The organism is Paenibacillus sp. SEL3, assembly GCF_054602585.1.
Window position 1 is genome coordinate 6,222,767 of the sequence record NZ_CM137725.1, and the last position, 19,680, is coordinate 6,242,446.

14 protein-coding genes and 2 pseudogenes are annotated in these 19,680 nt (G+C 39.1%); 6 read left to right on the forward strand and 10 right to left on the reverse strand.

Going from position 1 to position 19,680, the window contains the following annotated elements; translation table 11 throughout:
* The first annotated feature begins 508 nt into the window (after positions 1–508).
* The 5 genes from ACYCS5_RS28010 (at position 509) to ACYCS5_RS28030 (ending at position 6,931) form a co-directional block, all read left to right on the forward strand.
* Positions 509–1,558 (forward strand): autoinducer 2 ABC transporter substrate-binding protein, encoded by a 1,050-nt coding sequence (locus ACYCS5_RS28010; RefSeq protein ID WP_459760499.1) that lies wholly within the window; start codon positions 509–511, stop codon positions 1,556–1,558.
* A complete protein-coding gene (locus tag ACYCS5_RS28015) occupies positions 1,542–3,374 on the forward strand; it encodes a sensor histidine kinase (protein WP_459760500.1) in 1,833 nt (610 codons plus the stop codon). Before ACYCS5_RS28010 ends, ACYCS5_RS28015 begins: the two co-directional genes overlap by 17 nt.
* A 19-nt stretch (positions 3,375–3,393) precedes the next feature.
* The gene (locus tag ACYCS5_RS28020) at positions 3,394–5,061 is read left to right on the forward strand and encodes a helix-turn-helix domain-containing protein (protein WP_459760501.1); all 1,668 of its coding nucleotides are present in this window, start codon (positions 3,394–3,396) and stop codon (positions 5,059–5,061) included.
* Between the two features lie 188 nt (positions 5,062–5,249).
* A complete protein-coding gene (gene rhaM / locus ACYCS5_RS28025) occupies positions 5,250–5,597 on the forward strand; it encodes an L-rhamnose mutarotase (protein WP_459761353.1) in 348 nt (115 codons plus the stop codon).
* The gene (locus ACYCS5_RS28030; RefSeq protein ID WP_459760502.1) at positions 5,597–6,931 is read left to right on the forward strand and encodes an MFS transporter; all 1,335 of its coding nucleotides are present in this window, start codon (positions 5,597–5,599) and stop codon (positions 6,929–6,931) included. Before rhaM ends, ACYCS5_RS28030 begins: the two co-directional genes overlap by 1 nt.
* A gap of 790 nt (positions 6,932–7,721) precedes the next feature.
* On the opposite strand, the gene xerS is transcribed toward ACYCS5_RS28030, so the two are convergent.
* From xerS to ACYCS5_RS28075, 9 genes and pseudogenes are all read right to left on the reverse strand, one after another.
* On the reverse strand, positions 7,722–8,801 hold the full coding sequence (xerS, locus tag ACYCS5_RS28035) for a tyrosine recombinase XerS (protein ID WP_103744553.1): 1,080 nt from the start codon (positions 8,799–8,801) through the stop codon (positions 7,722–7,724).
* A gap of 359 nt (positions 8,802–9,160) precedes the next feature.
* Positions 9,161–9,496 (reverse strand): abortive infection system toxin AbiGii family protein, encoded by a 336-nt coding sequence (locus tag ACYCS5_RS28040; RefSeq protein WP_459760503.1) that lies wholly within the window; start codon positions 9,494–9,496, stop codon positions 9,161–9,163.
* A gap of 200 nt (positions 9,497–9,696) precedes the next feature.
* Positions 9,697–10,503: a hypothetical protein gene (locus ACYCS5_RS28045; RefSeq protein ID WP_338533676.1), complete on the reverse strand. Its 807-nt coding sequence runs from the start codon at positions 10,501–10,503 to the stop codon at positions 9,697–9,699.
* Positions 10,504–10,698: 195 nt separating this feature from the next.
* Positions 10,699–11,121, reverse strand: a complete 423-nt coding sequence (locus tag ACYCS5_RS28050) for a hypothetical protein (protein WP_459760504.1) — start codon at positions 11,119–11,121, stop codon at positions 10,699–10,701.
* 820 nt (positions 11,122–11,941) lie between these two features.
* Positions 11,942–12,098 (reverse strand): annotated as a pseudogene (locus ACYCS5_RS28055) (RNA-guided endonuclease TnpB family protein); the annotation flags it as partial.
* Between the two features lie 55 nt (positions 12,099–12,153).
* Entirely contained in the window at positions 12,154–14,925 is a 2,772-nt protein-coding gene (locus tag ACYCS5_RS28060; RefSeq protein ID WP_459760505.1) for a hypothetical protein, read from the reverse strand.
* Positions 14,926–15,020: 95 nt separating this feature from the next.
* A complete protein-coding gene (locus ACYCS5_RS28065; protein ID WP_459760506.1) occupies positions 15,021–16,040 on the reverse strand; it encodes a ComEC/Rec2 family competence protein in 1,020 nt (339 codons plus the stop codon).
* 647 nt (positions 16,041–16,687) lie between these two features.
* Complete coding sequence (locus ACYCS5_RS28070) at positions 16,688–17,065, reverse strand: hypothetical protein (RefSeq protein ID WP_459760507.1); 378 nt, start codon at positions 17,063–17,065, stop codon at positions 16,688–16,690.
* A gap of 137 nt (positions 17,066–17,202) precedes the next feature.
* Positions 17,203–18,270 (reverse strand): hypothetical protein, encoded by a 1,068-nt coding sequence (locus tag ACYCS5_RS28075; RefSeq protein ID WP_459760508.1) that lies wholly within the window; start codon positions 18,268–18,270, stop codon positions 17,203–17,205.
* On the opposite strand from ACYCS5_RS28075, the gene ACYCS5_RS28080 reads away from it, so the two are divergent.
* Positions 18,245–18,676 carry a hypothetical protein gene (locus ACYCS5_RS28080; RefSeq protein ID WP_459760509.1) on the forward strand — a complete coding sequence of 144 codons (432 nt, stop codon included), beginning with the start codon at positions 18,245–18,247 and terminating at the stop codon, positions 18,674–18,676. The genes ACYCS5_RS28075 and ACYCS5_RS28080 overlap by 26 nt on opposite strands.
* 323 nt (positions 18,677–18,999) lie before the next feature.
* Here ACYCS5_RS28080 and ACYCS5_RS28085 read toward each other — a convergent pair.
* A pseudogene (locus ACYCS5_RS28085) lies at positions 19,000–19,518 on the reverse strand (hypothetical protein); the annotation flags it as partial.
* Positions 19,519–19,680: the final 162 nt, after the last annotated feature.

Here is a 19,680-nt window from a genome sequence, read left to right on the forward strand (position 1 = left end):
TTCAAAATGGAGGTGGTTTACACTAGTTTCACTTTTACTTGCAGCAAATGAATCTACATCTGCACTGAACAGCTTTTTTTTAAGCAATGATGGTAGGGTTTTTACTTATTGACTCTGCGAAAGTTGAGTTATTGATAATAAAATACGCAGACGATTGGACGTTCTCGCAGCGGAGTCAGCAACCTCTGGTGAATGATATAAGTAGATAGTTTGGCTAAGCCCCTATAAAAATGATTTGTCGGTTTGCAATTGCGCTGACTAATGAAACCGCTTTATTGACCATAGGCATTCCGGCTTCTCTCGATACTGTAAACTGACAACATAGACGAACTATATCTATGAGTGGGAAGCTTGTGGCAATTACCACTTTTAAAAAATGCTGCCGGGCTTTGATCGACCGACTGGTATATCGTCGCCCGGCATGTTTCGTATATGTCATCTTTACGCTTTCTGACTGATGCATTGAGTGTGTGGCACAACACTCTAGTTAACGGGAGGAGTTATTGATATGTACCGTCGTACACCAATTATATTCGTTTTGATTTTGATGCTGCTGATCACCTCGTCCTGCGAGTTTGGTGAAGGAAAGCAGTATCAAGTGATCTACTCTTCGGATACAGAGCAGCAGCTCGCTTCCGATACGAAGGAAGAATCTTTCGTGTATACCATTGGTATGGTCCCTAAAGCAACTGAGAATTCGTACTTTAACCAGGTGGAGGACGGTGCCCGTGAGGCGGCAAAAGACCTTGGCGTCCAACTACTTTATGAAGGCTCTCCGGTTGCTGATACGGACCAGCAAATTCGCTCCATCCGAAATCTCATGGCAAGGGGTGTCGATTTGCTGGCAGTTTCGGCGAACGATTTGCAGAAGCTGGCTCCGATACTTGAGGAAGTCCGAGCACGTAATATTCGGGTAATTACATGGGATTCGGATGCTGTACCAGAAGCCAGAGAATGGTTTGTCAACATGGTTGATCCAGAAACACTGGGCCGACATCTTATGGATTCACTTGCACTTCAGATGGGAGAGCAGGGACAGTACGCCGTTCTAACCGGTATGAAGGGAGCGTCAAACATGGACGAATGGACGAAATGGATGAAGATTCAGAATGAGGAGTATTATCCTCACATGACGCTGGTACAGACGGTTGCAACCGATGACGACTCGCAAAAGGCTTACAGTGCCTCAGTGAGACTGCTGCAAGATTATCCGCAATTAAAAGGTCTAATAGGAAGCTCGGCAGTAGCGACGCCGGCAGCCGCACAGGCGGTTCTCGACGAAGGAGAGACGGGTCAGGTTCGCATCGTCGGTTTGTCTACCCCTAATTTGATGCGCTCCTACCTGCACAATGGGATCGTAGAAAACGTCACTCTTTGGAGTCCGAAGAAGTTGGGTTATTTGACCGTAGTATTGGCCAAAAACCTACTGGATGGAGTGAGTCCCACTAACGGGGAAACCATCCACAATGTGGGGGAAATACGGGTAAAGAATGACACAGTAATCATGGGTGAGCCGCTGGATTTTACGAAAGCGAACGTGGATGAATATGATTTTTAAAGGAAGAAACTTTCGCTTCCGGGACTTCAGTCTAAGCATAAAGTTGATTATCGTGTATATCGTCCTGACAGTAATCCCCATATCCGTTCTCGGCGTAATTGCCTACCGGCAATATACTACCTCCATTGTAGAGCAGATCGGGGAGTATATGCCGAGATTTCTCGATCAAGCCAATCTGATGATCGAACAGCGAATCGACCAGTTGACGTCGCTCCCAGAGCAGCTGTTCAACTCGGGAGAAGCAGTTCGAATTTTGAGGAAAGGATCGTATCAAAGCAGTTCGGATCTGAATAACGATAAATATGTAATGAACAATTATCTGTCAGCAACTTATCTGGAAAGAAGCAACCCAGACGTGCTCGGGGTCTTTATCTATTCGAAAAACCGTTTGTTTTCTGCAGCGCGGATGGACTTTTCAGGAATGAATGAAGACAGCCCACTGATCCCTTATGGCCAGGATCTTGACTTTCGGGGAAAAGTAAAAATGCTACTCTCGACCGACTTCAGCCTGAAGTTTCAAAGCGGCGAACCATTTCTCATTATCATGAAAGAGATTGGGGATGTGGAGAACAGAACTGACCTAGGTACCATGTTTATTGCGGTAAAGTTGTCCTTTATTGACGACGTTCTGCTCGGATTCGAAAAGAACGAAAATGCAGTGTTCTGGCTGATGAACGATCAGGGAGAAATTTTTTACAATACCGACCGAAAGTTGATCGGAACGTTTGACCGCGATCTAAAAAAATACCCGATCCTTGAGGGAAGTTTTCTTCAAACGCTCGCCGAAGAAAGCACGATTATGAGCATTTCCCGATCCCCTTCTTATAAATGGCTGCTCGTACACAGCACTCGTCTTCAAGACATGACCCGAAGATCAGAGCTCGTATGGAAGGTGACCAAATACCTGTACGTTGGTTTAGCTATCATTACCATTGTTATTTCCATTTTGTTTTCGCTGCGTGTTACCCGACCCTTGGAGAAGCTGAGCAGGCTGATGCGCGAGGTTGAACAAGGACACTTTAACGTCGATCCTGGCATTCATACTAAAGACGAAGTAGGCATGCTGGCGAGCAGCTTTATTTCTATGGTGACGACGATTCAAGACTTGATCCAGCGCAATGTTCAGATTGAGTTGAGTCAGAAGGAAGCCGAGCTGTATGCTCTGCAGTCTCAGATCAATCCTCACTTTATGTACAACACGCTAGAAATGATCAGTATGGCCGTCGAAGAAGGCGAGCGGGAGAATGTGGTTAAGATGGTAGCACTGCTCGGACGGATGCTTCGTTTTTCTGTATCCAATAAAGCACGATTTGTTCCCATTGGGGAAGAGATTGCCCATGTTAGGGATTATCTGACGATCCAGAATTTTCGATTCGAAGATCGCCTGTCGTTCGAAATCATCGAAAAGGGAGAGGTTGGTCTTTATACACCAAAATTTATTCTTCAGCCCTTGGTTGAGAACGCTATTAAATATGGAATGGAAACAAGACAACAGCTGCACATTCGAATTGAGATCATCAAGACAGGTGAATGGGGAGATGTCGGTGCCAACACGGAGTTTAGGATCATCGACAACGGTCCGGGAATTCCCGAAGACAAACTGGAGGAACTGCATCGTCAGCTTAAGCAGTCTGTAACCGAGCGGAAGGATTCCGGATTCGGATTGAAAAATGTGCATGCCCGCATTCAGTTTATGCTTGGCAAGGAGTATGGACTGCGACTAGAGAGCCAGTACGGTCAGGGAACGAATATTATCGTGCATATTCCGGTACTTGATCTGAATTCAGCTTACATATTGTCAGAAGGTAAGAAATAAGACACAAGGAGCACGAGTTATGGACCCTATTAAGGTGTTGATCGTCGATGATGAGCCTCGTATCTGCCGAGGGGTAGAACGTCTGGTAACTTCTCTAGGGAAAGAGTGGGTTGTCACGGGGGCTTTGGGAGATGGAAGACAGGCACTGGCATTTTTGGACAGTTGCGGTGGAGATATCGATCTGCTGATTACAGATATCCGCATGCCGGAGATGGATGGATTGACAATGTTTCGAGAAGCGATGAAGCAATATAAATTTTTCACGATTTTCCTCACCGGCTACGATGATTTCGAGTACATGCAATCCGCCCTCAGGAGCGGTGCAGCCGATTACCTGCTCAAGCCGATCGACCGCGAGCAGTTTGCCGTTTGTCTTGAGACGATGAAGACCAAAATCAAAGAGCACAGTCTGGAAAGGTATAAGCGACTCGACCTGGAAAAGAAGGGAGAACTGCTGGTTCAGACGAGGCAGACCCAGACTCTAGCCTATATCACGGCAGCGGATACGGATCTGACTCATCTCGGGTATTGGGTAGATATGTTTCCAGAAGGGTGGTTTTTGCTTTTATACACTAGCCTTGACGCCATGCCAGTCAAGACGAGAGAGTTCGTTGATAGAGATTGGAAAGCGTACTTTTACGCACTTGAGAACATCATTACGGAAGTGACCGAAGAATCACAAAAAGAACTCGGCGGATTAAGCTGGGTATGGAAAGGGCAACATTCGGAGTTCTGGGTGCTACTTGCTCTGCCAGATAAGGAACCAGCCGAATGGATACGTGAACGGGTAGAAAAAGCTGCCGAAAGAATATGTCAAGCGGTCAGAAAATTCACGCCGTTTACCGTATCGATTGCCTACAGCGATTGGATCGAAGATCTGTATGTGCTGCCCATAATTAAGAGGCAGTGCTTGGCGGCCATTCAGCAACGTCTACTTAAAGAAGGAAATAGGGTTTTTCGCTTTGAGAACAGTGGAGAGAAGACCTGTATTCGAAATGAAGGAGAAGACCTGACCTCTTTGTTGCAAAGGATCAAGCGAAGCATCGAACAGGCTGACGTAGAGCGGACAGAAAGCGAATGCCGGCAGCTTTTCAAGCGAATTGAAGAATACTCTTCACCATACCGGATTAGGGAGACAGCAGCCAATCTTATGCTGTTGATTCACTCAACTCTGCTGGAAACCTGTGGAGAGCAGAACTCTGCAAAATCGGTCGAAACCATCCTGCAGGCAATACAGGATGCAGTCAATCTGTCGGAATTGCGCCGTTTGATAATTATGGAAGCATGCTGGGCCGCAGAAGTGCTGGCTGAGGCACGTACTAAGCAGAACGTGAATCCACTCGAAGCGGCCAAGGCATGGATTCAGGAGAACTTAGGGAGTAATATAACGATCAAGAAAATCGCTGATGCTGTCCATATGAATCCCACCTATTTCTGCGAATATTTCAAGCTGCAGACTGGAGAGACAGTGCTTGAATATGTGACCTGGATACGAATGGAGCAGGCGGCAAAGCTACTGCAGGCACCGAAGAGCAAACTACAGGAGGTTAGTTGCAAAGTCGGCTATCAGGACGTCAAGTATTTCAGCCGGCTGTTCAAACGGCATTTCGGACTACTGCCGTCACACTATCGTGATTCTAGAGCTTATGAAATAGGAGAAACAGCAGATTCAGGCGAACAGATGTAACTACTTTTTTAGTTTGGTAACAGGCATTTCGCCAATAGCGAATTGCCTGTTTAGTCTGAGGAAACCTCCGAAAAATGTCTACCCTAACTGAAAATCCTCTCCTAACCGCATTAAGGAAACCGTTTTATAATACTATGTAAGCGGTACCAAATATAAGGGAATTTTACACATGAAGAGGAGTGAATGAATTGATACGCAAAGCCTCAATAATGAAAGTTTTTGCAAACTGTCATGAAGAATACCGTAAGCGTCACGATGAGCTTTGGCCGGAGATGGAGAAAATGTTACTCGCACATGGGGTAAACACCTATTCCATATTCCTGGAATCTAATTCTAACACCTTATTTACTTACTTGGAGATTGAAGATGAGGGCCTATGGGCGAAATCCGCTGACACGCCAGAATGCCAAAGATGGTGGGATTATATGAAAGATATCATGGAGACAAATCCGGATCATAGCCCGGTGTCAACTCCGCTTCCAGAAGTGTTCCATTTGGAACAGCGGTATCAGGTAAATAGCGGAGGTGTACGATAATGCCAGCTCATGCAGTAAAAAGTAAAAAATCAAATATGAAATCGACCGTAACTGTTGCAATGTCGAACTATCTCGAAGCAGGTTCTATCGTTGCAGGAGCGGGAGGATTATCTCTGTGGGTTGAGTATCTACACCTAGACGATTTCAAGGTCGGTTTGTTGGGTGCGCTGAGTGCAAACGGCTTCGGTTCGGCCATTGGCGCTCTCATTGGGGGTTATCTGGTCGATAAATACGGTCGCAAGTTGATTTATAAATACGATCTACTCGTTTATATGCTGGGTGTACTGCTAGTAGCTCTGTCATTTAACTTCCCTATGCTGCTGATCGGTTACGTTATTACAGGAATCGCAGTAGGTGCAGCTATACCAGCCGCGTGGACCTATATTTCTGAGGAAGCGCCAGCGGACGCCCGAGCATCCCGGGTCGGAATGGGACAGCTTGCCTGGTCGGTCGGCCCTGCCATCTCGCTGCTGCTCTCAGTTGTGTTGGCCCCGTTGGGTCTTTTGGGCAGCCGTATTATTTTCGGACAGCTCTTTGTTATCGCTCTTATTACCTGGATCATGCAACAGCAAATCAGTGAGAGTAAAATTTGGGAGGAAGAGAAGGCGAAAGCGAACAAGCTACAGGCCAAGGGAGTACATGTATCGAAGAGTTCCGTCAAAGAGCTGTTTATGAACAAGGCTAACTTGAAAGCAATTATCCTGCTAGTCGGAATCTATTGCTTCTGGAATCTGGTTGCTGGTGTAATGGGATATTTCATGCCTTACATTTACCAACAAGTAGGTGGGCTCACCGCGGCTCAGGCCAACCTGCTACAAGCCTTCCTCTGGGTATTGACCATAGCTTCTACTTACTTTGTCTTCATTAAACTTGGGGACAAGATGAACCGTAAGCTTCTTTTTGCGATCGGCGCATTCATGGGCATTGTGGCCTGGCTTGTTCTGGCATTAGGCGGTATGGGCTTAGCCGAGTTATTCATCTTTGTCATACTATGGGGCATCGCGGCTGGTTTCGGCGCGCAGGCTTTCTACGGACTGTGGGCTGGAGAACTATTCCATACCAAGTATCGGGCCAAGGCGCAGGGATTCCTATTTAGTGTAGCACGCGTAGCGGTCGGTTTAATCTCACTGGTCGTACCTGCAATGCTGACTTTGATTGGTTTTCATATGTCGGGATTAATAATGGTTGCTTTCCTGCTCATATCCGCTGTGATTGGCATTGTGATGGCACCGGAGACGAGAGGAAAGACATTAGAAGAAATTCAACATGAACGCTACGGTGAAGAAGGAGTAATAGTTAAGGAAACAAACCGACCGATTGATTCGGCAACATAAAGTATCCGGTAAAATCCATTCTATCATTTTAAATTCGCCTACTATAGGCGAATTCTTTTATTTTTGACTGTAATAATACTCATCGGATATAATTACAATTATATGGGGAATGAGATAATGTTCTTGTCATTTATGAGATAATGTTCTTGTCATCCGACAATGGATGAAGAATCCACGTTGCTATGCGGGTTTTCTAAGACATCTTCACAAAACCCGTATTTTGTACATATGTATATATAGATAATGTGGACTTCTGTTGTACATTGACACAAAGTTACTGTTGATTGACACAAAGTTACTGTTGATTGACACAAAACTTCCCTTGTTTTTGACACCAAAGCACCCTTTTTAACTTTATTCTTTGTGCTAATCATTGAAAAATCATTATATAATTACATGTTGGATATAAAATTGCGTAGTTCTCACTTAATCACTTATTATAGTGGGAGTTTTGTGTCAAAGCATCCACGCATAATGGTTGATTTGTGTCACTAATTTTGTGTCACTAATTTCGTGTTTCTTTACGTTGGAAGTTGGTCATTTATCCATATTATTAACGGCAGTTCTCATTTCTTTGTCAGACAAATGTGTATAGATGTCCAGTTACACAAAGATGCACCCCTTAATGACACAAAGTTGATCCCTTTATAAGTTATTGACACAAAGATTAACCCTTCTAACATTTATAGAAGGCACAAATAAGCCATGTTTAAGAAAGTTGTGTCACCGTATCCTTCAACGGGTCAAACTTTGTGTCAATTTCCCCCAAAGGGCCAAACTTTGTGTCATTTTAATATTCAAACTTATCCATATTATTAACGGCAGTTCTCATTTCTTCATCAGACAAATGTGTATAGATCATGGTTGTTTGTATCGACGAATGCCCTAACTGATTCTTTAACCTAGGTACGTTATTGTTCTCCAGGTGATAACGAGTTGCGAATGAATGCCTCAAAGAATGCACCGTCACTGCAGGTTTGCCAAATGCCTTTGCATATTTCTCAACAAGCTTTTCAATGGACCTAGGTGTTAGACGTCTACTTACTCCTTTTCTACCAATTGGCGCAGCTATAAAAAGATAGTTTTCTGATTTTTCAGGCATATATCTAATGGCCCTGATTTTCAAGTAATCCTGCATATCAAATAAAGCTTGCTGACTAAAATATACGTATTGTTCTTTATTTCCCTTACGTAGAACGCGTACGAGGGCTTTATTCATATCAATATCATCGAGATTAATACCCGCTACTTCTGACAAGCGAAGTCCAGATCCAAGTATCAGGGATACTATGGTTGTATCTCGTTCACGATTAAACTCATGGAAATGGATTAATCTTTTATTTGCTCTATTGACCTCACCGAAATCATGGGCCACAAACTGACGAAATTTCTCGAAATCGTCTTCCCGAAGTATTTTTCCTTCTATACGATTGGCAACTGTTTCTTGAGTCTCCTTACTGGTATTAAACTCAATCTTAGCCATCACATTCCGCTGAATATATGGTTTGAGATCCTGAGTCTCAGCCTTGTTTTGCAAGTAATTAAAAAGGGATTTTAATGCCGATAGCTTCCGGTTAATTGTAAGTTTTGTATTTCCCAAATGATATTCCAAAAAGGATAAAAAATTCTCTACTTCACGAACAGTTAGCGCTTCTAAAACTGAAAGTTCAATTTCCTTACGACAGTCAGCTGCAAATTTCTCAGAAACGAGCCAGTCAAAAAAAATGATGAAATCATGGCAGTAGTTCAGTAAGGTTGTGTGTGACAGCTTACGTTTACGAGTATCTATGTATTCAGTAACATACCAGGGTAGCTCTTCACATTTTTCATCAATACGTTTTATGTAATGAAGTCGCATGTCTTTATTCATTTGATAATCAACCTCCTTAATATTAAAATAACCCATCCCTAAATATTCGTCAAATTATTATTTTACGTAATTATATTATACCGCGGGTGCTACTGTGACCCCCTCTATAATAATTTTTAGATGATCCGTATCTTCCGTTTATTAAATTTAATATATGTATTGGACCGATCTTATCACGATATGAAAAAATCGACCAATCGAATCTTCACATTAGAGTAAAGCTGCTCACTAAGCTATAGTTATTTATCTTCTTCAAATATGCTGAACAAATCTCGGGCCTCATGAAGTGCTCTTATGTTCTTTTGAAACTCCAAAGCCTTTTCATACGTCTTAAAGTATCTCATCGATCGAAAGCTTTTCTAATCGGACTTATTTTCAAGTATACATTCCAACTTACCTGGCTCTTTTTTACTAGGAATTATATCTGAAATACGCAAATTATATACGCCTATCACTGCAAACAATTCCAGATCTACACCGAGTAAATTGATATTCTCAGGCTGGAAAAATGTAAAACCAGCGGCTTGACTAATTAACCGATCTTTATCAAAATTCTCAGGAGGATCGAATGTAATCGAAGTATACTTAATATTTTCTCTGAATGGCTCTTCCTTAACAAAGGATGAGTACAGTTTCATCAACCAGATGTCTTCCTCATCACTTAGTGGCAAATCTAATGGGCTAGCCGAATTCATCCCAAAGAGCCCATGCCGTTTCTGGAATTTCAGCCGAAGGTATACCACCTTTAGGATCATAATCGATACCAGGTATCGAAAATTTTCGATTTCATAAGTGGTTACTGTATTGCGAATACAATGCAAAACATCGTCTTTGTTATATTCTTTATTTACACAGAGGTGATGACCTAATATTGCTCGAGTTGCTACATCAACTATTACAAGAAGCCATACCCGCTCCACAACTTCAGTAAATAAGTCTCCTTCAGGGTTTTAAATGTGATAGTAAACATCGCATCAATCTTATGCCCATCAAACTGAACGCGTTGAAAAGGCCTTTTTAATATCAGTTCGTGTGTTGGCGTTGTTCCCATCCGTGCTTGTCTTGCTGCTTCCTTTCCGTAACGTTTTGCACCTTCTGAAAAATAATTATTCTCAATTTTTTTAAAGAAACGATATAGTGATCGGTATCCTTTATCATTGGTATTAAAAGGATAGTCATGTAATCCTAGACCATTCTTTTCGCATAAACTTAGGAATGATCTATGGATCCCATCAGTTGAGATTATGGGCATCGTAGAACTTTTTCCTTTCCGTTTTAAATATGCTGAAGTGATCTTTTCCTTAATCTCTGGATATTGTTCAAGGAGTTGGTTGAAGGCCCCACTGAATCTTGGTCTTTGCTGTTGTGGTAAAAAGGTTGTGCTCGCACTCCTATCATATTTTTTAGTTCTCTTATGAGGGATTAATGCTCTAAATCCCCAGATTGCTTCAGTTATTGGCTCGAATTCTAAACATTTTTTAATAAATATGATCAATTCTTTCTTACTTACGCCGGTTTGTTCTGTGATTTTTTCCAAAGTTACTTCTTCATGAAGCATGTATAGCTTTACTGCAGCTTCTCGTTTTTTGAATATCTCTCTATCTTCAGGTTCAAGTTGCATGATATTAACAATTGGCCAATTTGAGATGTCTTTATGTTTTGGATCGATATTTATACTATCTAAGATACGTCTTCTCGACATTCAACTGCACCTCCGTCAAACCACAAAGTAAGTCCCTGTCTTGATTAAAAGTAAGAATCCCATGGAGGATTAATGCAAAAATAGAATTTCTAATTGTGACAGGATGATAGTTAGATTGAATGGATTTTTCTAAATCACGAATTGTCATAGGGCCCTTTAAAGATGATCTATAAATCAGCTCATATACTTCTGGCTTTATCTCAGAAAGCGGGATGAAAAAAGGAAGCAAAGTTTTTTATTTTCAATAATAGTAGGGTTATGTCGTATATCTTCTTCAGTTAGAACACAATGGGTCTTATTATTCTCTGCAAACCATATTTTTTGAGCATACATTTCATAAATCGCTTGTTCGCTTGAACGTTTAATATCTGGATCTATTTCATATGAGTAACGTATAAACACAAATTTTTCTTCAATTTCTGATTTAATCCACATATCAAAAACTGTTTCAACAACTTTACCAGCAACAGACACTTTTATCTCTAACGGCCTTTCACAGTAGTTCATCACTGAAACATCAGATTCCGTTAGAACCCAATGATCATATTTCAGTGAATTGTAAAGTCTAACTTCTCTATTCAGCCTTCTACTAAAAACAAAAAATCTATTCCTGCCCATTTCATTTTTTTATCCTAATGATTGGTGAATACAAGTGCTAATCCTCCAAAAATTATAATATTGCTACAATATTTTATATTCAACCTCATATACTGTATTCCTCTGTCTAAAAAACGCTTGTTTTGTCGAACTATAAATGGATTTGGAATTGTTTTCTCATACAAGTGAAACAATGAATAGATTTCTTAGTTCTTTCCTCAATCCTTACTTATCTCACTGTTGTTGGCTCAGTGAAACTACAAAGAACTTGAGTTAAAAGTAATTCTAGGATAAACATGCTACTGTACGACATTATCCTTAAGTCTACCGACAGTTCAATGAAAAAATGAGCAGTCTGCAACCCTGCAGACCGCTCATTACTCATATCAGTTTAATGGACTAAAGTAGTAAATGAAGGAGGTGTTTAAAAATAGAATGCAATTATATGCGTCTCATCACACACTGTTTATCTCAATCAGAAGTCTAAAAGAGTAAAAACGTGCATTTAGATTTCTGTTATTGCTTTGGATGCGGCAATCGCTATTGTTCTGAACTTGCCAGCAAGTGATATGATGTTATCCGGATGACTTGGTCGAATGCACAGTAAAAATGATATAATGTGCCTTCATGATAAACAACAGACGGTTTATGGGCGTAAATACTATCCAAACTCTCGTTTGGACCAGGTTCGATAATAGGATTAGGCTGCTTGATCCAATGAACTGTCTTCCCGTCAAAGTCAAAACAAGACATCACCCAGTGATCCCGATGCTTTAGTACGCAGGGATCACTGACAAATTTACTTTCCCATGAATTTGGAGTGACTTTCAGTAACAGATTTTTTACGGGATTTCCTCTTGGGAAAGCCGGTAGCCCGGCGTTTGAAGAATTGTTGGTACGCCTTGTTCAAATTACACGTTAGCGAGTGCCCAGTTGTCGACCTCTTTCAGAAACGGAAAATCGTTTTTGTATCGAGCAGGCGTAGGAAACTTGATTTTCTAGCCGGTTGCGCTTTAGATTGAATTTGATGGGTGACCTCTAATTATCAAATACTTACGCATATAAGTCTATTTGCGACATAATTTCATAAAGTCTTTGTTCAGAGAGATCTCTTTCGAAATTTTTTAAAGAGTCTTTTATTGACTCACCAATTTTTTTTAACTCTGTACCATGTTTTTCTTTTAAGACTTCAGTAATAATTCGAGCGTTATGCTTTTTGCACTCATCAAAAAAGTAGTTCGAAAATTCCTCAAGGAAATAATCATATACCTCTGAATCAATTTTGTGGAATCGTTCACGGAAGTTTGAGCGATCATTAAGCCAATCACTCCTTTGCTTATCATGTACACTCTCTTTGAGCTCATTATCCTTATAACTAGATAAAAGTATTTGCTTAAAGCATTTATCTAGATTACATTCTAAACATAACGTTGGTTCAACTGGAAATCTAAACAGTTTATGTTCTGGACAACTCAAAAAATGCGTAGAAAAATTATTTAATAGTTGCTGTATTGCTGCAGCATCATTCATTTGAGGATCAGTGTAAAAGAACAGTGCAAAATCATCAGAGGACAACTTAGAAAATACTTTGTTATATGCATCAAAAAATCTCCAGTTCCATACATCTCTATAGGTGCCCCAATATCCAAGTACATTTCGATTTAAACGCTCAATGTTAGCGGTCTGTGTTCTCCAGTGCCCATGTCCCGAGCTCCCAATAAACCATGTAATACTTGCAACATCAAACATTTCTTCCAATAGAGACATTAATCTATCTTTCAGTTGTGGAGGTTGAGTGTTGGCGTTAAAATTGTGTTCCATTTTTTTAATATTAATGTACCCAGTACCCAAATACTCTTTTCGAATAATAGACCTCAATAACTCTTTTATATGAAAAGTATTATTTCTAAGATACTGAGAACGTTCACTATCATTCTCATTTGAACAATACGGTATTAGTTTATCCTTGATTACTTTATAAATATTATCCGCTAGTTCTGTCGAGACACCGTTGTCTTTTAAAGCCTGTTGAATAGGATGATCTTCGTCAAAAAATCCTGTAATTCTAGAATTAAAATAATTAACAACATTTATTTTGTTTTTTTTATTTAATGCCCAGAGATCTACAACAGGGTCTTTGCTCATACTGTTAATCACTGATTGATTCGCATCTATGTCAGTAAAAACCATATAAATTCTGAAGTTTGGATTAATATTATATATGGTTGGAATTGCTAACTCTAGATCAGAGGGAGAATCAGACCCTAGCTTTCTTAAATAGAACACCGTATTCATTTTGGGGTAATCTTCCATTAGCTTAGGCAGTCTTTTTTCTAACAGGTCCTTACTCAAACTAGTAGCATGATCTAACCCATAAGTATCCACTAAAGTTATCTTGGAAATATGTAAATCCTTAAAAACCTTAATGTAATCATCGCTTACTCTATCTTTCACAATGACTTTTTCAATGAATCCCGTATAGGATAAGTACTTCTCCCCTTCATTTTCCATCACCTTTAATGAACATTCTAAAAAATCTTTTTCCTGCTCATTCATATCAGGATGAAGTTTAATTGTGACTTGATTTTCCTTTGAAAATAAAATGCTATGTTTTTTCTTTAATGCGCTAATTACCACATCGTATACTTTTTCAAATAAAACTCTAACTACATCATCAAGATCATAATCATTCTTACTTTTTTCTGGATCTTTTTCAATCCCTAAATGTCTAATTAAGTGAAAATATTGATCTATTGTATATTTTACAGGAATGGTATTATCTGGATCACCGCCAAACAGGGTCTTAAAAATATATTTTATCTGATCAGGGATGCTCTCTTCTGTGCAAAAGTCCAGCTCTTCATAATTGAAAAAGTCCGGATTACGAATGGTACTGTTTAAAAGTTGAGTTGGTTTTATTGAATACTCGGATAAGTGAAGGATGCCTTCTTCTTTAGTTTTTGTTTTTTTATTATCAGTTGTTTCATCTAAAATTTGATAGCACTGAGTAATGCGAAATTTAACAAAATCCTCTTTATTAAAAAAATTAATTTCAACATTAGGCATTTTTAGATCCTGAAAAATTTCATATTCAGTACTTGATCGTGTAGTTCGGCCATTTCCGGTAGAATTAATTAGATCTGAATGTTTTAAAAACGTTTTAATGAAAGCAGATTTTCCGGCGCCGCTTCTACCAATTAATAGAGAATAAAGTTCATTATTACCCATAATTGCAGCAGAATTCTCTTCTTTTATTTTCAACCACGACATCCCATTTTCAAAACTCCCGTCTTCAAAATAAACAATATCGAGCTCTCGTAACTCATCAATTATTGCTCTTACAGGAATAACCTGAACTTCGCTGTAAGCACCATCAGGAAGTGAAGTTCCAATAAAAATGCCGACAAGCGCCTTATTCTTTGAAACTAGAAGTGGGGAGCCGGACATACCTTCAAGCAACTCTTTCTTAGAACGATCGAAGCTATCTGAAAAATCGATGTTATAGGTCATTCTTTTACTCGTTAAGCTCGTATTCCCCTTAAAATTTGTCTCTATGCATTCGAAGGTTGCGTCAGTATCTTTTTTTAGATACGGAAAACCACAGAGTAATGAATTCTCATTATTAAAATCTCCTAGCTTAAAAGGGACATTACTCGCCATTCCTTCTGGAGCTTTTTTAATAATTATGGCTCCAATGTCCAAGTTATTAAGAATATGTATAGCAATTACTTCTAAATCAATGCCAAAAAAATCAAATTGTCCTTCAGTCGCATTGAACAAACAATGACCTGCTGTTAATATCATGTCATACTTATCACTGTTCATTTGAATTATAATTCCGCTTCCATACTTAGATTCTGATTTGTATGTATAGTTGTAACGGATGCAGTGTGGTAGTTCCTTTGACGTGCACATTCTCTCTATTCCTCCAATGCAATATTTGATGTCACATATTCGTATAAGTTATAGAATGTTTTTTCTTCAGTATTAAAAAGCCCCGGGTGCTCGTAATTATAATAAAAAGAAACCCTTTGTTGAGAATTAATAATCTTTGCCAAAGTCTCCTTGTGTGGACGATTACTTTTATTTGTTGATATTAAATAACGGGAACAATCCAAAATTGATAGTAACTCCTCGGAAGTATTGAACTTACTTCCGTGATGAGATAGCTTTACACAATCTAATTTAAGTTTATTTTTGGTTGAGTACCCCATGCTCTTTAAAGAATTCGCTATTATTAAAGCATGAGCATCACCTAACATTAGAATGTTTTTATCAGAGTATTCAAAAAGAAAAGCAATACTAGATTTATTTGCAAGTGATCTATCTTCACAAAATGGTTTTTTGAATAAATCTTCTAAAGTGTAGTTATAATCATTATTATTACCACCACACTCGGTATCGCTGTTTTCTTCTAGTTCCCAGTTCTTATTTAATTCTTTAAGTGTATCAATCGTCGGAGATAAAATGGTAAGTTTAGCCCCAGATAAAAGAAATTTATCTTTGAATTTTATTATTTCATCATTCCAAATGTTATTTTTTTCAAGATAGTCTTCTAAACTTTTCCCCTCTCGATAAGAACACTCAGAGTTTAACGGCGATAAGGTCAGTTCTCTACTTTTTATAATATCTGTGTTGAAGTACTTTGAGAGAGAACTAGCCGAATTGAACAGAACTTTTCTTATCAAGTGGTGGTTCATGTCTTCATCTTGAAAATATTTTAGTATACCACCGATATGATCACTGTCTGTATGAGTTAAAATGAGTAAGTCTATTACTTCATTTCTTTTTTCAATGTCCTTTATTTCTTTTTTTAAAGTACGATATGTTCTAGCAATTCCACCGTCAATTAAAATATTTGTATTTCTACCATCTCCATTATTATATGAGATAATAAAACTATCACCACTGAATGCTTTTAACATTCTTATATTAAGCATTGCACTCATCCTCTTTATGGCTTTTTAATTATAATGACTATTCGCAAGCCTAACATATTCTATTTAACGATAAAAGATGTACGGCGCATGACACTCCTTTAAAAAAAGCAACGCAGATGTATCAACAGATTTGAGAGCACTTTTCCAAAGCCTCCTGAAATCTTCTTCACTTAAATAATTCATTCGTTCTCCTCCGTTAACGTATTCTGCTACCATATTCGCATTACCAGATAAATTGATAATTCCTGATTTTAAGAGGGAGGACACGAAAATTAAGACTCCTCTATACATCTAATTCGACTTTCTCGACACGTTGAAGCGTCCGCACCAGGCGGACGCTTCTTCGCCTTTCGTTGTTAAGTTTGCGAATATGTTTTGTTAGGTCTTTTTTTCTTATCTTGAAAAATCCGAAGCGTTCAATTTGCCTCTTTTGACCCCGATCGAATAGGTCGTTCCTTGTGTTCTTAGGTTCACATCCAAATATATTCCCACTTCGCTCGTTATTTTGGTGTTGATTGATATGAATCTCCCACTGCTTGTTCGCCTGATCCACGAATTGTCCTAGTGGCTGGTTTGATACCGCTCAACAACAATGATTCTAGCAACCGGTTTAACTTAATCATCGGGCAAAGAAAATATAAATGATCTCATCTCAAAGATAAATTTAATACCATAGCCTCTATTCTCTTTCTACTTTGAATAGATATATCCCTAGCCTGCACACTAAATAACTCCCTTGCTTTCTGAATAGAGTAAGTTGGTGCCTTTCCCGCTCTGTAATCCCACTCTTTTTTCCACTGTGAACACTGATACCAGCCTACAACATACATACCGAAATCACAATGATGTTGAACCATATACTTATTAGTAAGCTGGTCTAGCATGGCAGTCTCCAAATCTTCATTCCAGCAACCCTTCACTTCAATATACACACGTAAAGTCCTAGTGCTATTTGTTCCGGGAACCTCAACCTTAATATCTAAAAGAGCCCCGTCTTCGCCTCCTTGTTTACGAAGAACCTGCACTTCTCTATTTGCTATCAGTCCTCTTCTCAGCAGATCTTTTGAAATGAAATATTTTAACGTGTCCGATAGTAAATTTTCGTCTTTTGGCCAATATTGATGCTTAAAGCTTCCTTTATTTTGGTTCCAAAGAAGTGCAACTAATGGATTCTCATCACCATTCCATTCAAGTTCAAAGCTTCTAACGTTCCCCGAAGAGCCTCAATTAATTGATATTCATTTGTAATGGGCCTTGATTCAGCATTTTCCGTCATATGTAGCAGTCCTTCTATGGAAGGAGCATACCAACTTTCCCGTTGGAACTGAACTCTGATCATTTCCCAATGATCGCGCACAATATCACAGTCTGGAATTAGTTGTTTTAATTGCAGTACATGCCCCGGTTTTAAGATATCAATAGATTTCGTTTCATTTAGGATATATGATTTCCACTCCTCAATCCTCACGCTCCATTCCTTCTTAAATAGATCAGCATTTTTATGAATCCAACTATATAATTCTATCAACCCTTCGGGGGTCCATTTATTTCGAAAACTAAAATCGGATCTGTCTTTAGAGTATAGTCTCAGAACGTTGTATACAAATTTAATATCTGAATTCTTATTTGATTTCAGTAAAATTGTAATTATTTTTTCTCCACCATCTTTGGCAGAATCCAACATTTTGGAAGCTAATGCTACAGCTTTCTTCCATAAAGAATAGCATTGGAATCGTTTTTTTATGATATGCTCGCAAAAAGTCAAAGCAGTATCTTCTTCATGTGAATATAAAATTCCTAATAAATCTCTAGCCGAAGTTCTAGGTAATACTGGTTCCATCAAGATATGTTGAACTTCTTTATTTATCTTCTCATCCCAAACGTGATTGATTCTCTCTGTTGCTATGGACCGATTTCCCTGCCAAGATCCTATAGAACGTCGTTTCTTTAAAAGACAAAGAAGAGGTTCAATAATTTTTTTGGATTTAGCTCTTTTATAGGCAAAACGAAAAATATCCTTACCGCTATCGTACGAATCCATTTCCGGATGAACCATATATGGAATCAAAAGATGTAATCTTTCATTTGACAATTGTTCAAATAATTGCGGACGCAATTTCCATATTAATTGCAACGCTGAACATATCGTGGATAAATCAGATCTCCAGTACTCATTTGGGTAATACTTTACTTCAAATTTATTAATGAATAAATTTGCTGTTTGCAGCAATCTTTCTTTTTGTTCATTTGAAAAAAGAGGCCAAGCTCGAGATTTAGTTATGCAGTGCTCATATAATTCAAGTAAGTCTGGTCTTAGCTGCCGAGCAATCAGCGGCCAAACACGTGTTACATCTTCTTTCTCTGCCCTAAGCAGAATTCCTACACGTTTTAAATATACATCTTTTCAAGAAGCTATTCTAAAGTACAAAAACGCGGCACAACAATTACCTTTAGAATTTATGGTACCCGACAGGACGAGAATCCATTTCGTCGTTGTTGCAGGTCGTCGGACAGACTTTAAGGAAAAAACTTACCGAACTAAGCGTCGTACAAAAACGGAACAAAATATTGAACTTCTGCATTATGATAATCTTTATGATACTGCTAAGGAAGTTGTTGGAAAAGCAACTTATTAATAACTGCCGATACGTCCACTTTCTTACGCATAAGCCGAATTAAGCTGTTTAGGGAAATACCAAATCAATAATGACACCATGTTCTTGTCCTTTCAGCAACAGGTACAAGTTTTTGTTGTCGTCTCAGGATACCGACTTGTACCAGCAAAACAAAAAAACGCCAAAATAGAGACTTTCGATGATTGATTCGTTGGGAATGGGATAATATTCTTGTCAAAATCGGAATTGGGATAAAGTTCTTGTCATTTAGTTTTGACAAGAATATTATCCCATAAAATAAAAAAGCCGCGATTTTCGCAGCAATTAATGAGATAATGTTCTTATCACCCGACATCGTTTGTTTTCTTCAAACTTTTCACAGACTGACTCAATTGAACAACCCCAAATAAACTATCTGGGACTTCAAAGCCCGGCTTATCTAAAGATAAAGATTTAACTTATCAATTGCGACTTGGACCAAATCATCCGGCAACAGTTTATAGACATTGCCATCGATCACGTACATCTGCTTTGTCTTCCTGTGCTAACCAATAATTAAAATAGCCGAATAGTCGTTTTTTTCCCGGCTTTGATAGCTGGATCCAATGTACATGGCAAGTTCCATTTCCTCAAACTCAGGCAACCTGTCCTAATACATGAGATTCTGAAATATGTATTCATCGCTTGCTGCACATCAAATAATTATAGTCCAAATACTCGCTCCATATAATCAGCGATTCTGCAAATACCTTGGCATTGTCAAGAACTTCTTCTATATAGGTCACAAAATCTGGTTGTAGTGCTTCTCCAAGTGCCACAGCTTTTGCTGCAATGACATTCATAAGTGGGCTCCCCTTGTATCCCTGGGATCAACACCATAAGAAACAAAATTATAAAAAAGTTATAGGAAACTATTATGATATCGTTTTGGGACTGCAAACCGGCAGCGGTAAGACTCTAGTTAGAAAGGTAACCCCAAGAAAGTGATTTTCGAAACGGTTACGATTTCGCTGGCATTGGCAACA

Bases quoted from the DNA above. Each gene is read 5' to 3' on its own strand.
- ACYCS5_RS28030 (WP_459760502.1), top strand. From the start codon at position 5,597: ATGCCAGCTCATGCAGTAAAAAGTAAAAAATCAAATATGAAATCGACC.
- ACYCS5_RS28050 (WP_459760504.1), bottom strand. From the start codon at position 11,121: ATGGGCAGGAATAGATTTTTTGTTTTTAGTAGAAGGCTGAATAGAGAA.
- ACYCS5_RS28020 (WP_459760501.1), top strand. From the start codon at position 3,394: ATGGACCCTATTAAGGTGTTGATCGTCGATGATGAGCCTCGTATCTGC.
- ACYCS5_RS28080 (WP_459760509.1), top strand. From the start codon at position 18,245: ATGAATAAATTTGCTGTTTGCAGCAATCTTTCTTTTTGTTCATTTGAA.
- ACYCS5_RS28060 (WP_459760505.1), bottom strand. From the start codon at position 14,925: ATGAACAGTGATAAGTATGACATGATATTAACAGCAGGTCATTGTTTG.
- xerS (WP_103744553.1), bottom strand. From the start codon at position 8,801: ATGAATAAAGACATGCGACTTCATTACATAAAACGTATTGATGAAAAA.
- ACYCS5_RS28040 (WP_459760503.1), bottom strand. From the start codon at position 9,496: ATGAATTCGGCTAGCCCATTAGATTTGCCACTAAGTGATGAGGAAGAC.
- ACYCS5_RS28010 (WP_459760499.1), top strand. From the start codon at position 509: ATGTACCGTCGTACACCAATTATATTCGTTTTGATTTTGATGCTGCTG.
- ACYCS5_RS28065 (WP_459760506.1), bottom strand. From the start codon at position 16,040: ATGCTTAATATAAGAATGTTAAAAGCATTCAGTGGTGATAGTTTTATT.
- ACYCS5_RS28045 (WP_338533676.1), bottom strand. From the start codon at position 10,503: ATGTCGAGAAGACGTATCTTAGATAGTATAAATATCGATCCAAAACAT.
- ACYCS5_RS28015 (WP_459760500.1), top strand. From the start codon at position 1,542: ATGAATATGATTTTTAAAGGAAGAAACTTTCGCTTCCGGGACTTCAGT.